Annotated in this window: 11 protein-coding genes and 4 tRNA genes; 1 reads left to right on the top strand and 14 read right to left on the bottom strand. The window is 66.1% G+C overall.

The features are described 5' to 3' along the window. The 6 genes from AC5P9L_RS18765 to AC5P9L_RS18790 all read right to left on the bottom strand — a co-directional run. Window positions 1–315 (bottom strand): GTP-binding protein (locus tag AC5P9L_RS18765; protein WP_258010329.1); only part of this gene is annotated, 315 nt, incomplete at its 3' end. A gap of 41 nt (window positions 316–356) precedes the next feature. Then, window positions 357–432: transfer RNA gene (locus AC5P9L_RS18770), tRNA-Thr, on the bottom strand. 49 nt (window positions 433–481) lie between these two features. Beyond that, a tRNA-Gly gene (locus AC5P9L_RS18775) sits at window positions 482–555 on the bottom strand. A gap of 24 nt (window positions 556–579) precedes the next feature. Then, a tRNA-Tyr gene (locus AC5P9L_RS18780) sits at window positions 580–665 on the bottom strand. Between the two features lie 137 nt (window positions 666–802). Beyond that, a complete protein-coding gene (locus AC5P9L_RS18785) occupies window positions 803–1,819 on the bottom strand; it encodes an isoaspartyl peptidase/L-asparaginase family protein (RefSeq protein ID WP_024957319.1) in 1,017 nt (338 codons plus the stop codon). Between the two features lie 105 nt (window positions 1,820–1,924). After that, window positions 1,925–2,944 (bottom strand): cyanophycinase, encoded by a 1,020-nt coding sequence (locus tag AC5P9L_RS18790; protein ID WP_012479232.1) that lies wholly within the window; start codon window positions 2,942–2,944, stop codon window positions 1,925–1,927. Between the two features lie 170 nt (window positions 2,945–3,114). Between AC5P9L_RS18790 and AC5P9L_RS18795 the strand changes: the two genes are divergently transcribed. Continuing rightward, the gene (locus tag AC5P9L_RS18795; RefSeq protein ID WP_065183691.1) at window positions 3,115–5,853 is read left to right on the top strand and encodes a TonB-dependent receptor plug domain-containing protein; all 2,739 of its coding nucleotides are present in this window, start codon (window positions 3,115–3,117) and stop codon (window positions 5,851–5,853) included. Window positions 5,854–6,457: 604 nt separating this feature from the next. Here the strand turns inward: AC5P9L_RS18795 and ychF are convergent. From ychF to AC5P9L_RS18835, 8 genes are all read right to left on the bottom strand, one after another. Then, window positions 6,458–7,549, bottom strand: a complete 1,092-nt coding sequence (ychF, locus tag AC5P9L_RS18800) for a redox-regulated ATPase YchF (protein WP_005408193.1) — start codon at window positions 7,547–7,549, stop codon at window positions 6,458–6,460. 100 nt (window positions 7,550–7,649) lie between these two features. Beyond that, window positions 7,650–8,228 (bottom strand): aminoacyl-tRNA hydrolase, encoded by a 579-nt coding sequence (pth, locus tag AC5P9L_RS18805; protein ID WP_005408192.1) that lies wholly within the window; start codon window positions 8,226–8,228, stop codon window positions 7,650–7,652. A 48-nt stretch (window positions 8,229–8,276) separates the two neighbouring features. Next, window positions 8,277–8,894, bottom strand: coding sequence for a 50S ribosomal protein L25/general stress protein Ctc (locus tag AC5P9L_RS18810; protein WP_005408191.1), 618 nt, complete (start codon window positions 8,892–8,894; stop codon window positions 8,277–8,279). Between the two features lie 109 nt (window positions 8,895–9,003). Then, window positions 9,004–9,963, bottom strand: a complete 960-nt coding sequence (locus AC5P9L_RS18815; protein ID WP_005415400.1) for a ribose-phosphate diphosphokinase — start codon at window positions 9,961–9,963, stop codon at window positions 9,004–9,006. A gap of 140 nt (window positions 9,964–10,103) precedes the next feature. Then, window positions 10,104–10,180, bottom strand: a tRNA-Gln gene (locus tag AC5P9L_RS18820). An 11-nt stretch (window positions 10,181–10,191) separates the two neighbouring features. Next, window positions 10,192–11,061, bottom strand: a complete 870-nt coding sequence (ispE, locus tag AC5P9L_RS18825; RefSeq protein WP_005408190.1) for a 4-(cytidine 5'-diphospho)-2-C-methyl-D-erythritol kinase — start codon at window positions 11,059–11,061, stop codon at window positions 10,192–10,194. Beyond that, complete coding sequence (gene lolB, locus AC5P9L_RS18830; RefSeq protein ID WP_227416036.1) at window positions 11,058–11,717, bottom strand: lipoprotein insertase outer membrane protein LolB; 660 nt, start codon at window positions 11,715–11,717, stop codon at window positions 11,058–11,060. Before lolB ends, ispE begins: the two co-directional genes overlap by 4 nt. Continuing rightward, window positions 11,714–13,399 (bottom strand): tetratricopeptide repeat protein, encoded by a 1,686-nt coding sequence (locus tag AC5P9L_RS18835; RefSeq protein WP_197569482.1) that lies wholly within the window; start codon window positions 13,397–13,399, stop codon window positions 11,714–11,716. Before AC5P9L_RS18835 ends, lolB begins: the two co-directional genes overlap by 4 nt. Window positions 13,400–13,431: the final 32 nt, after the last annotated feature.

Genomic DNA, 13,431 nt, shown 5'->3' on the forward strand with positions numbered 1-13,431 from the left:
CACCAGGATCGCGCCGTCCATCTGGGCGGCACCGGTGATCATGTTCTTGACGTAGTCAGCATGGCCCGGGCAATCGACGTGGGCGTAGTGACGGACCGGGGATTCGTATTCGACGTGCGCGGTCGAGATCGTGATACCACGAGCCTTTTCTTCCGGAGCGGCGTCGATCGAGGAGTAGTCCTTGAACTCGCCACCGAAGCGCTCGGCACCGATCTTGGTCAGTGCGGCGGTCAGCGTGGTCTTGCCGTGGTCGACGTGACCGATGGTGCCGACGTTGACGTGCGGCTTGGTGCGCTCGAACTTACCCTTGGCCATGGCTGCTTATCTCGAATTCGTCTGAGAGGTGATGCTTAAGATGGTGCTCACGAAAGGAATCGAACCTTCGACCTCTTCCTTACCAAGGAAGTGCTCTACCGACTGAGCTACGTGAGCCGAGTTTTGCATTATGACATGAACTCGATAATATTCAAAGTTCATTCAATGGAGCGGGAGACGGGAATCGAACCCGCACCATCAGCTTGGAAGGCTGAGGTTCTACCATTGAACTACTCCCGCGCCGGGAATGTCACAACGTGAAACTGGTGGAGGGAGGTGGATTCGAACCACCGAAGGCGTAAGCCAGCAGATTTACAGTCTGCCCCCGTTGGCCGCTTGGGTATCCCTCCTTACCACCCCATTCCGTTGCCGCCGAAGCGTTGCGGTGTGTGGTGGTGAGCCGCTTATTCTGCTGATGGGACGGGGGGCTGTCAACGCTTTTTTCCATTTTTTTCACACGCTGTCGCAAACCCATTGATACGCAAGGTTATTGCCCGGGAACCGGCAGGGTCTCGTTGGCGAAAATTGCGACATGAGGGACGCCGTCGCCGCCGATCCAGCCCCGATACATGCCCTGGGTGTTGAACGGCGTGGCCATTTTTCCGTCTGCGCCGAGCACGATCGCACCGCCGTCGCCGCCCATCTGCGGAATCGTCTCGTTGATCACGCCCTTGCCGGCCTGCTCCGGGCTCTGCCCCTGGTAGCGCATGCGCGCGCAGATCTCGTGCGCGGCCGCAGTGCGGATGTAGTACTCGCCCCACCCGGTGCCGGACACCGCGCAGCGTGCGTCGGCCCAGGTGCCGGCACCGATGATCGGCGAGTCACCGACCCGGCCGTAACGCTTGTTGGTCATGCCCCCGGTGGAGGTGCCGGCGGCCAGATGCCCCTGCGCGTCCAATGCGACCGCACCAACGGTACCGAAGTGCTTTGCAGTCTCCAGGTCAGCATGCGCCTGGCCGCTGGCCTCTTCCTTCAGCGCGCGCTGCAGCTGCTGCCAGCGCTTCTCTGTACGGAAGTAGGAGGGATCGACCAGAGGAATGCCCTGCTCGGCCGCGAAGGCTTCGGCGCCCTGCCCGACCATCATCACGTGGCGGGATTTCTGCATCACGGTCTGCGCCAGCAGGATCGGGTTGCGCACCCGCTGCACGCCCGCCACCGCGCCCGCCGCCTGGTTCGCGCCATCCATGACCGCCGCATCCAGCTCGTTGTGGCCGTCGTGGGTGAACACCGCGCCCTTGCCGGCGTTGAAGGTGGGATCGTCCTCCAGCACGGTGATCGCGGCGGTGACTGCGGCCAGCGCGGGGCGCCCCGCCGCCAGTTCCGCATGGCCCTTCAGCAGTGCCGCCCGCAGCGCGTCACGTGCGGCCTTTTCCTCGGCCGGCGACAGGTCCTTGCGCTCGACGCCGGCGCCGCCGTGGATGACCAGCAGCGGTGAAGCGGCCGGTGCGGCCTGGGCAAGCATGGGCAGGGACAGCAGCGCAGACAGCGCCAGGCGCAGTTTCATCGGATACGTCTCCAGCAGTAGCGGGGAATGGATTGCAGGGTAGTGCCGGCCGCTGGCCGGCGGGGGGCGTATCAGGGAAGGTGGGTTGCCGGCGAGCGGCCGGCACTACCGAAGCGTGAACTCAAGCTCACCGTCGCTGACGTCGGCCACGGCCTGATAGTCGGCCTCGGCCTGGACGTCATCCAGGCGCATGCGGCTGCCGCTGGCGACCACCGTTACCGGCACCGCGCGGAAGCGCAGCGGCTCGCCCTCGACCAGGCGGTCGGCATCGCGGCCAGGGTTGACCACCCAGACCTTGCCCTCGCCGTCAGCACTGTAGACCTGCGCCTGGCCATCAGGCTCCACGCACAGGGCGGTGTCCTCGTCGACGCCGATGCCGACGATGTCGGGGTCGCCACTGTCCTGTGCGGCACGCGCCACGAACACGATCAGGCGACCGAGCCGGTCGCGCTTGTCGAAGTGGGTGTCGGTGACCACGCGCTGCAGGTAGGGCATCTGCAGGAAGCCGCTGTCCATGGTCACCGCGCTGCCCATCGGGTCCGCCAGGGCGCCGGCAGAGGTGATGCTGCCGCCGTCCATCGCGCCGTAGGCATAGCCACCGAGGATGGCGAGCCCCGCACTGGTACCGGCAATCGGCTTGCCAGCGCGCACGTGGGCGTTCAGCGCGCGGTTGAGCGCAGTGCCCTTCCAGAAGCGGATGTAGCGCGACTGGTCACCACCGGCAATGAAGATGGCATCAGCTGCGGCAACCACGCGCAGCACGGCCGGATCGTCGGCGCCGCGGCGGCTGTCGAACACCAGCGTCTGCACTGCGGTGGTACCGCCGATCTCGCGGTACAGGCGGTCCTGCAGCTCATCACTGCCAGAAGCGCGCAGGATCAGCACACGGCCATTGCCAGCCTGCTTCAGCCACCAGTGGAAGGCCTCCGGCACCCATTCGCCACCGCCCATCAGCATCATGGCCGGTGCGCGCGGACCGGGCCGGGGCGCGTCGAGATCGCCGGCTTCGTAGTAGGCGAAGCCCGGGCCCTGCAGGTCCTGCGCAAGGGCGACCAACGGCACGGCCAAGACCAGCAGCGCCAGCCAGGCGAAGGGGGCACGCAGGGTCCGATGGAGGCGTCGCATCTTGATCTCCCTGAACAAAATCGACTTGCAAGCGTTTCCACTCTTTGCCAGATAGGGACCCAGTAGTCAAGGACATGAAAAAGGCGTTAAATGCGCGCGCCCGTTCCGGAAATCTGAATGGGGGACAGGGCCCCTCCTCTGCGGGCCGGCTTCATTTCCGAGAATTCCTCATGCGTAGAAAGGCGATGGCGTGGTCGATCCAGCTGGCGTTGATGGGCGTGGCTGCTTCCGCGGCGGCCCAGGCACCGGCTTCCTCCCCGGTTCAACAACTGGATGCGGTGCAGGTCACCGGTTCGCGCATTCCGCGCGCCCAGGTGGAAGGCCCCGCCCCGATCACGGTGATCAACGCCGAACAGATCCGCTCCAGCGGCTTCACCAGCGTGCCGGACGTGCTGCGTGCAATGACCCAGAACGGCGGTGAGACCCAGAGCCAGCAGTCTTCCAGCGGCGCCGACTTCTCGCCGGGCGCCCAGCAGGTGGACCTGCGCGGCCTGGGCCCGAACCACACGCTGGTGCTGGTCAATGGCCGCCGCATCGCCGACTTCCCGATGCCGTTCAAGGGCCGCAGCAACTTCACCGATGTCTCCAACATCCCGCTGGGGATGATCGAGCGCATCGAAGTGCTGACCGGCAGCGCCTCGGCCATCTACGGCTCGGACGCGATCGCCGGCGTGGTCAACTTCATCCTGAAGAAGAAGGCCGACGGCACCACGATCGACATGCGCATGGGCACCACCAGCGAAGGCGGTGGCGAGTCGTTCGACATGAGCCTGGCCAGCGGCTTCAGCCGCGGCAACTTCAACGCCGTGTACAGCGTCGAGCTGCAGTCGCAGACCCCGCTGTGGGCCTATGAGCGCGACATCCAGGATTCGACCCAGGACGGCCCCACCGAGGGCTCGCGCATCGCCCGCCGCGCTTACCTGCGTACGGACTACAACGACGACTACCTGGATCCGGGCGCGGCCACCTGCGAAGCGCTGGCCGGGCAGAACCAGGGCAGCACCTACCGCGCCTACCGCCCGCGCTACGGTTACTACTGCGGCAGCGACAGCTCGATCGGCTACGGCACCATCCTCAGCAAGCGCCGCGGCGCCAATGGCTACGCCTCGCTGAGCTACGACTTCGACAACGGCCAGCAATGGTTCGCCGATGTGCAGCTGGGCTACCACACGATGTCGCTGATGCGCGACGTCACCAAGTGGGGCCGCATGGACGCCAATGGCGATGAGTCGGGCTACTTCAACAACCAGGCCACCGGCGAGATCGAGTTCTGGCAGCGCCAGTTCTCACCCGAGGAAATGGGGGGCCTGCGCAATGCGATGGTGCGCAGCACGCAGAAGACCTTCAGCGTGACCACCGGCTTCAAGGGCAATCTGGCCGGCAACTGGGACTACGAAGCGGCGCTGAGCCATTCGCAGTACCAGTCGCGGATCAGCTGGGCGCAGATCATCGCCTCCAAGGCGAATGACCTGTTCCTGGGCCCGCAGCTGGGCGTGGACGACGACGGTTTCCCGATCTACAACGCGGACCCGTCGCGGCTGTACCGGCCGCTGACCCGCGCCGAGTACGATTCGATTGCCGCACGCACTACCTATTCGCCGAAGTCGCGCACGGAGACGGCTGCATTCACGCTGACCAATTCCGCGCTGTTCGGCCTGCCGGGCGGTGATGCCGGGTTCGCCGCGACCGTGGAAGTGGGCCAGCAGGCCTATGCGCTGAATCCCGATCCGCTGGCCACCCAGTACTACTACTACAGCTGGAAGGATTCGGACGGCCAGGGCTCGCGCAACCGCTGGGCGACCGCCGCCGAGCTGCGCATGCCGCTGCACGAGACGGTCAACCTGAGCGTGGCCGGCCGCTACGACCAGTACCGCTATTCCGGCCACACCATCGGCAAGGCGACCTGGAGCGGCGGTCTGGAATGGCGCCCGATCGACACGCTGCTGGTACGCGGTTCGTATGGCACCGCGTTCCGCGCGCCGGACCTGCACTACGTGTTCGCCGGACCGGGCAACGACGAGACCACCGCCGAAGACCTGTACAGCTGCCGCGCCGATGGCGCCAGCGACTGTTCCGACTACGAGCGCAACCTGATCCGCAGCCGCACCGGCAACCGCCAGCTCGACCCGGAAACCAGCACCTCTTGGAGCGCAGGCTTCGTCTGGTCGCCGGCGATCGGCCTGGACCTGTCGGTGGACTGGTTCGACATCGACATGCGCAAGCAGGTGCAGGACATGGATGTGCGCACCCTCCTGGCCAACGAAGCGAACTGCCGGCTCGGCAGTGCCGACATCAATTCGCCGACCTGCGTGGACGCGCTCGACCGCATCACCCGTACCAGCGACGGCCGCCTGTACGGCGTGCGCGTGGCGCCGATCAACGTCGCCCGCGAGTCGACCTCCGGCATCGACGTCGGCCTGCGCTACCGCCTGCAGACCGGTATCGGCGACTTCATCCTCAATGGCACCCACACCTGGGTGAAGAAGCACGATTTCCAGCGCTACCCCGGCGATCCGACCCTGGACCAGTTCGCGGTCAACAGCGGATTCGACATCCCGCGCACCAAGACCAGCCTGAGCGTGACCTGGGAGAAGGACGCGTGGTCGGCCACGGTCTACGGTTCGCGCCTGGGCAAGCTGCCGACCTCGGACAACTACGACCAGTCGTTCGACTGGGAAAGCGGTGACAGCCCCTACGTGAAGGCGACCTACCGCTACAACGCCTCGGTGCAGTATCGCTTCGACGACCATTCGCGCCTGTCGCTGTCGGTGGTCAACGTGTTCAACAAGATGCCGCCGAAGGATGCCACCTACACCGCGTATCCGTACTACGACGTGTCCTGGTTCGACAGCGTCGGCCGCACCATCAACCTGCAGTACACCCACAAGTTCGGTGGCAGCGCGCTGTAAGGCACACCGTATTGCAGATCGTGGACAACAAGGCCCGCCACTGGCGGGCCTTGTTGTTCATGCACACTGCACCCGGTAGATGCCCACCTTGGTGGGCATTCGTTGCCGCGCACCCGCCTTGGGTTTTCCACACCGCACGTGGAAAGCGATGGGGGTTTGGTGTGGACAAGTCCCTGCGAGCCACGCATTGCAATGGTTTCGAAGGGTGGCAATTTTTTGTCCAGACAGAATCCGGGTTTTCCACATGCGCCGTGGAAAGCGATGGGAACTAGGTGTGGACAAGTAGGTGGGAGTGTTGCCACGCAAGCGTTTCGAAGCATGGCGAAAATTTATCCACACTGCGCGGGCAATCCCTGCAGAGCCGAGCCCACGCTCGGCTCCTGCTGGCATCAGCCGAGCATGGGCTCGGCTCTGCAGCGATACGGAGGGTTTTCCACACCGCGCGTGGAAAGTGGTGGGGGTTTGGTGTGGACAAGTACTTGCGAGCCGTGTGCCGCAGGCGCTTCAGGGCATGATCAATTTTTGTCCACGCGTGCAACCGATGCCGGAAATGCGAACGCCCCGCACAGGGCGGGGCGTCCGGGGTCGATCCGATGCCGCTGGATCAGACGTTGAAGCGGAAGTGCAGGATGTCGCCTTCCTGCACGCGGTATTCCTTGCCTTCCAGGCGCAGGCGACCGGCTTCCTTGGCGCCGGCTTCGCCCTTGTACTTGATGAAGTCGTCATACGCGATGGTTTCGGCGCGGATGAAGCCCTTCTCGAAGTCGGTGTGGATGACGGCGGCAGCCTGCGGGGCGGTGGCGCCCTTGCGTACGGTCCACGCGCGGACTTCCTTCACGCCAGCGGTGAAGTAGGTCTGCAGGCCGAGCAGGCTGTAGGCCGCGTTGATCACGCGGTTCAGGCCCGGCTCGCTCAGGCCCAGGTCGGCCAGGAAGGTATCGCGGTCTTCGTCATCGAGCTGGGACAGCTCTTCCTCGATCGCGGCCGACACCGGCACCACCTGCGCGCCCTCGGCGGCGGCGTGCGCGCGCACAGCTTCCAGGTGCGGGTTGTTCTCGAAACCGTCTTCCAGCACGTTGGCAATGTACATCACCGGCTTCAGGGTCAGCAGGAACAGGTCGCGCACCAGCGCCTTCTCTTCCTCGTCCAGACCGACCGAGCGACCGGCCTTGCCGTCCGACAGCGCAGCCTGCAGCTTGGCCAGCACCGGCTTGCGCGCCGCTGCGTCCTTGTCGCCGCCCTTGGCCGCACGCTCGGCACGGTTCAGCGCCTTCTCGACACTGTCCAGGTCAGCCAGCGCCAGCTCGGTGTCGATGGTTTCGATGTCCGAGATCGGATCGACCTTGCCGGCCACGTGCACGATGTCGCCGTGCTCGAAGCAGCGCACCACGTGGGTGATCGCGTCGACTTCGCGGATGTGCGCCAGGAACTTGTTGCCCAGGCCTTCACCGCTGGCGGCACCGGCCACCAGGCCGGCGATGTCGACGAACTCAACCGCGGTCGGGATGACCTTCTGCGGGTTGATGATGCCCGCCAGCTCGTTCAGGCGCGGGTCCGGCACCGGCACGATGCCGACGTTCGGCTCGATGGTGCAGAACGGGAAGTTCGCCGCGGCGATACCCGCCTTGGTCAGCGCATTGAACAGGGTCGACTTGCCGACGTTGGGCAGGCCGACGATGCCGCATTTGATACCCATGGGTGACAGCTCTCTGGGGTGAAAGTGATTGGGGAAACAGCGGCCTGGGCGCTGCTTTTCCAATCATTCTCCGTACCGACCAACGGTCGGTACCTACCGCTTATTTCGGGGTGTGCAGCCGCTTCATCGCTTCGCTGAAATCGCCCTGTACCGCCAGCGGCATCACGTCGATCGCATCGTCGATGGCGCGTGCGATCAGCACGTCGTCCTCCTTGGACGGGCGCCCCAGCACCCAACCCACTACGCGGTCCTTGTGGCCGGGATGGCCGATGCCCACGCGCAGGCGATGGAACTTGCCGTGGCCGAGCAGGCGGATGGTGTCGCGCAGGCCGTTCTGGCCGCCGTGGCCACCGTCGAACTTCAGCCGCGCCACGCCGGGCGCCAGGTCCAGTTCGTCATGGGCCAGCAGGGTCTCTTCCGGTTCGATCTTCCAGAACCGCTGTGCGGCGGTGACCGACTTGCCGCTGAGGTTCATGAAGGTGGCGGGCTTGAGCAGCCACACCGTCTGCCCGGCGATCTCGACCTTGGCGGTCTCACCGAACAGCTTGCTGTCCACATTCCATCGCGCACCGGCTTTCTCCGCCAGGGCCTCAACGAAATGAAACCCGGCATTGTGCCGGGTCCGGGCGTGTTCCGATCCGGGATTGCCCAGACCGACGATCAGTCGCAGTCCTGCCATGGTTCCTTCCAGTACGGTGCCTGCCCGGAGGCAGGCACCGTAACGGTATTACTCGGCGGCAGCCGCTTCTTCGTCAGCCTCGTCGGCCTTGCCGGCCTTGGCGGTGACGATGGCGTCGTCGTGGTCCTTGCCCAGCGCCAGAGCCGGGATTTCCACGCCCTTCGGCAGCTTGATGTCGGACAGGTACACCACGTCACCGGCCTTCAGCTCGCCCAGGTCGACTTCGATCGACTCCGGCAGGTCCTTCGGCAGGCAGGTGATGGTCACTTCCTTCAGTTCGTGGGTGACCACGACGTCGGCAGCCTTGCCGGCCGGCGAGGTGTCTTCGTTGACGAAGTGCAGCGGGACCGAAGCGGTCAGGGCTTCGTTCTCGTTCACGCGCTGGAAGTCCAGGTGCATGATCAGCTGCTTGTACGGGTGGCGCTGCATGTCACGCAGCAGGACCTTCTGCACCTGGCCATCCAGGTTCAGGTCCAGGATCGAGGCATAGAACCACTCGTTCTGCTGGGCCAGCCAGATTTCGTTGTGGTCCAGGCTGATGGCGACCGGCTCGGCGTTGCCGCCGTACACGATGGCCGGGATCACACCGGCGTGACGCAGGCGGCGGCTCGCACCCTTACGCTGCAGTTCACGCTTGGTGACCTTGATTTCATGGGTCTTCGACATTTTCGACTACTCAGGTTGTTGCCGCGCCCTGCGGCGTGGCGGTTGAAGATGCTTCCGCGACCAGAAGCATCCGGGTATGCCCCCGCCGTTGCCGGCAGGGGCGAAAAACTCAGTCGACGTACAGCGAGCTGACCGACTCGCCGAAGGCGATGCGACGCATCGTTTCGGCCAGCATTTCCGCCACGCTCAGCTGGCGGATCTTGCTGCACACCCGCGCCGCGTCCTTCAGCGGGATGGTGTCGGTCACCACCAGCTCGTCGAGCTGGGAATTGGTGATGTTGTCCACCGCCGGGCCCGACAGCACCGCGTGGGTGCAGTAGGCGGCAACCTTGAGCGCACCGCGCGCCTTCAGGGCAGCGGCAGCGGCGCACAGGGTGCCGGCGGTATCGACGATGTCATCGACCATCACGCAGGTCTTGCCTTCGACGTCACCGATGATGTTCATCACGGTGGAGACGTTGGCGCGCGGGCGGCGCTTGTCGATGATCGCCAGGTCGGCATCATCCAGGCGCTTGGCCACCGCACGGGCGCGGACCACGCCGCCCACGTCCGGCGAGACAACAATCAGGTTCTCGGTGCCGTAGGCGCGCCAGATGTCGGCCAGCAGCAGCGGGGACGCGTACACGTTGTCCACCGGAATATCGAAGAAGCCCTGGATCTGGTCGGCGTGCAGGTCAACGGTCAGCACGCGATCAGCGCCAGCGGTGCTGAACATCTTCGCCGCCAGCTTGGCGGTGATCGGCACGCGCGAGGAACGCATGCGGCGATCCTGGCGCGAGTAGCCGAAGTACGGCACCACGGCGGTCACGCTGGCCACCGATGCGCGCTTGAGCGCGTCGATCAGCACCAGCAGTTCCATCAGGTTTTCCGCGCTCGGCGCGCAGGTCGGCTGGATCACGAACACGTCCTGCTTGCGGACGTTCTCTTCGATCTCCACCTGCACTTCACCATCGGAGAAGTGCGAGACCAGCGCCTTGCCCGGGCGAACCCCCAGTTCCTTGCAGATGTTCTGCGCCAGACGTTTGTTGGCGTTGCCGGAAAAGACCAGCAGGTTCGGGGACTCTTGCATCATGATTGTCTCGGGCGGGGACGAGTGGCGGGGATCCGGAGTCGGCAAGGACCCCGATGGACCCTTGCTGCTGACAACACCGCGGTTGTTTCCACGTCCCGCGCGGGCGATGCGCTGGAAGGCGCGGACACAGCCGCTATTGGCAGGGGCGGTAGGATTCGAACCTACGAATGCCAGGATCAAAACCTGGTGCCTTGGGCCTCTTGGCGACGCCCCTGCATTGATAAATCAGTGTTGCTCGAGTGCATCCAGCAGTGGCGAACGCGCAACGCCCGCTGCCACCCTTGCCCGCAACTCCTTCGGCAACTTCGACCGTCCCTGCTCTGCGGCAGACTGCGATGCGAACTCGACGAAACAACCACTTCCCGAACCGGTCAGCCGCGCCGTGCCGATATCGCTCAACGCGGCGAACGCTGCCTCGACGGCAGGCTCACGGCGGCGCAGCACCGGTTCGAACGCGTTCCCGACCAAGGTCCCGGAAGCGAAGTCCTCTATTTTCGCCACTGGGCTGCCGCGCGTCAAATCCGGGTCTGCGAACAGAGCCGGGGTGGGAACATGAACACCCGGTTCAACCACCACATACCAGGCCGGCTCCAGCACGATCGGCTGCAGGCGCTCACCCACCCCTTCGGCCCAGGCATTGCGCCCGCGCACGAACACCGGCACGTCAGCGCCCAGGCGCAGGCCCAGCGCAGCAAGCGCGTCCTCGTCCAGACCGGCACGCCAGAGCCGGTTCAGCACCACCAGTACGGTGGCCGCGTCGGACGAACCGCCGCCAAAGCCACCACCTGCAGGAACGTGTTTTTCGACGATGATGTCCGCGCCTTGCACGATATTGGCCGCATCTTTCAGAAGCCGCGCGGCGCGGACCGCCAGGTCATCCGCCTCGGCCACGCCAGCCAGCCCCTCGCCCTGCCGGCGCACCTGGCCGTCTTCGCGCAGGCGCAGACCGATGCGGTCGCCCCAGTCCAGCAGGCGGAACACGGTCTGCAGCTCGTGGTAACCATCGGCACGGCGGCCGGTGATGTGCAGGAACAGGTTCAGCTTGGCCGGGGCCGGCCACCAGGACCAGCCCGTGTCATCGCGCCCGGCACTCATGGGGTGCCCTGCCCCCATTGGTCGACCAGCAGGCGCACCTTGGCGTCGCCATTGCTGGCCTCGATCCGGCGCGGCAGCGCCGGGCGCCCGGCCTCGGCCGGGTACCAGTCCAGGTACTGCACCTGCCAGCCCATCTGCTGCATGCGACGCGGCCGGCCTTCACCATCACGCTCGACCTTCTCCGGACCGGCAGCATCACCGGCCACCAGGCCACGGATCCACGCCGGCAGCTGGTTGACCGGGATGTCCCAGCCGGTCGCCTCCAGCAGCAGTTGCTGGGCGTCCTCGCCGGCACGCGGCCCACCGGCCAGTCCCTCCAGGCGACCGGCTTCGGAATGGGTATCGCCGGTCAGCTTCCAGCTCTGCCGGGTCACCGGCGCGCTCAGCTCGACCACATAGCGGCGTCCTTCCTGCTTCCAGTCGATGCGTCCGCTGCCGCCATCCTTGCCCTTGCTGACTGCGACCCGGCCCTGGAAAGCCCAGTCCGGCTGTGCCTGCAGCGCGGCCACGCGCGCCGCCTCGGCCTGCGCCGCTTCGGCCGAAACAACCTCGACCACCGCCGGCGCCGGGGTCTTCTGCGTGCCCACGCTGGTACAGGCGGTCAGCGCCAGGGCCGCGGTTGCCAACAGCAGCGGCCGGATCAGGGAAACACTCATGGATTGAATTTCTCGCGGGCGCGCAGCAGCGCGCGGTTTTCAGGGTCGAGCTTGGCCGCTTCGTCGAAGAAATGGCGGGCCTCGTCATGCTTGCCCAGCACCCACAACACTTCGCCGACATGGGCGGCGATCTCGGGGTCCTTGGCCAGGGTCCAGGCACGGCGCAGCTGCACCAGTGCTTCTTCCTTGCGGCCCAGGCGGTACAGCACCCAGCCATAGCTGTCGACGATGGCAGCGTTGTCCGGTTCGGCCACGCGGGCGCGGTCGATCAGCTCCAGCGCTTCCTGCAGGCGACCGGTGCGATCAGCCAGGGTGTAACCCAGCGCGTTCAATGCCGGCACGTTCTCCGGGTCGGTCACCAGGATCTTGCGCAGGTCGGCCTCGGCGCGCGGGATCTCGTCGCGGCGTTCCCAGGTGAGCGCACGGGCGTACAGCAGGCCGTTGTCATCCGGGTAGGCGGCCAGGCCACGGGCCAGCGCATCCAGCTCCCCGGCACTGTCGTCAGCACGCTGGCGCAGTTCGGCCTCCAGCAGGTAGGCATCGCGGCGCACATCGTCGTCGACCACCGCATCGGACTGGATCGCGTGCACTTCATCCAATGCCTGCGGCAGGCGCCCGGCCAGGGCCTGGGCGTTGGCCGCGCGCAGGCGCGCCTCGCTCAGTTCATCGCCACCGGGCACGCTGTGGTACCACTGCACCGCCTCGGGATAACGCTTCAGGTATTCGGCGATCTTGCCCAGCAGCAGGCGCTGCGCCGGGTCCGGCTTGGCCGCCTGCCGCGACAGTTCGTTGTATAGGTTGGACAGCGCCGCCTTGTCGCCCTGCTTGGCCAGCAGCGAGGCGCGCATGCCCCAGGTCTGCACGTCCTGCGGGCCGAACGCCAGCACGCGCTCGGCGGCGGACGGCTGGCCGAGGCTGTCGTAGGCGATGGCCACTGCATTGCGCAGTTCCGGGTCCTGTCGGGTCTTCGGCTCCACATCGTGCAGCAGCGACAGCGCCTTGCCGGTCTCCCCGGCCTGCTGCAGCTGGCTGGCGCGCAGCAGCGCCACACGCGGTTCTTCGGGGAAGCGCTTGACCACTTCATCGATCATGCGCCGCGCCAGCTCGGGCTTGTCCATGCGCAGGGCAAGGCGTCCGAACTCCTGCCACGCCTCGATCTTCGGCGGAATGGCGTTGGCGTCGACCAGCTCGCCCAGCACCTGCGCCGGCACTGCCGGGTCGCGGCCGCCGCCGATCAGGGCGGCCAGGGCGAACTTCCAGCCACGTTCATCCGGGTCGGCCAGCAAGGCCTGCAGATCGCCACGCGCTGCCTTCACATCGCCCTGGCGCATGGCCAGCGCGGCAGCGGCACTGCGCATGGTCAACGAGCTGGGCGCGCGCTGCTGCCAAAGGGCCAGGCCCTTGGCGGCGCTGGCGTCATCGTTGGCGAGCATGGAAATCCGGGTCGCGCGCTCGGCCAGGCCGGCGTCGCCGTCGGTCTGCTGGGCGGCCTGCAGGTACCAGCGGGCCGCCTCGGCCAGCTTGCCAGCCTGCAGCGCGAACTCACCGGCCATCACCGGTTCCAGCGCCAGTTCCTCAGTGGCCGGGGCCCGTACGGAGGCCTTGGCCGGCACCGCCGCCAGGGCCTGGCTGCAGGCCAGGGACAGCAGCAGAACACTGGGGATGCGAATCAATGCGGGCATCGTCGGCATCGGGGCCTTAAAATGTCGTCCAA

The sequence above is a fragment of the Stenotrophomonas sp. YJH_SMC_64 genome (genome assembly GCF_059371375.1).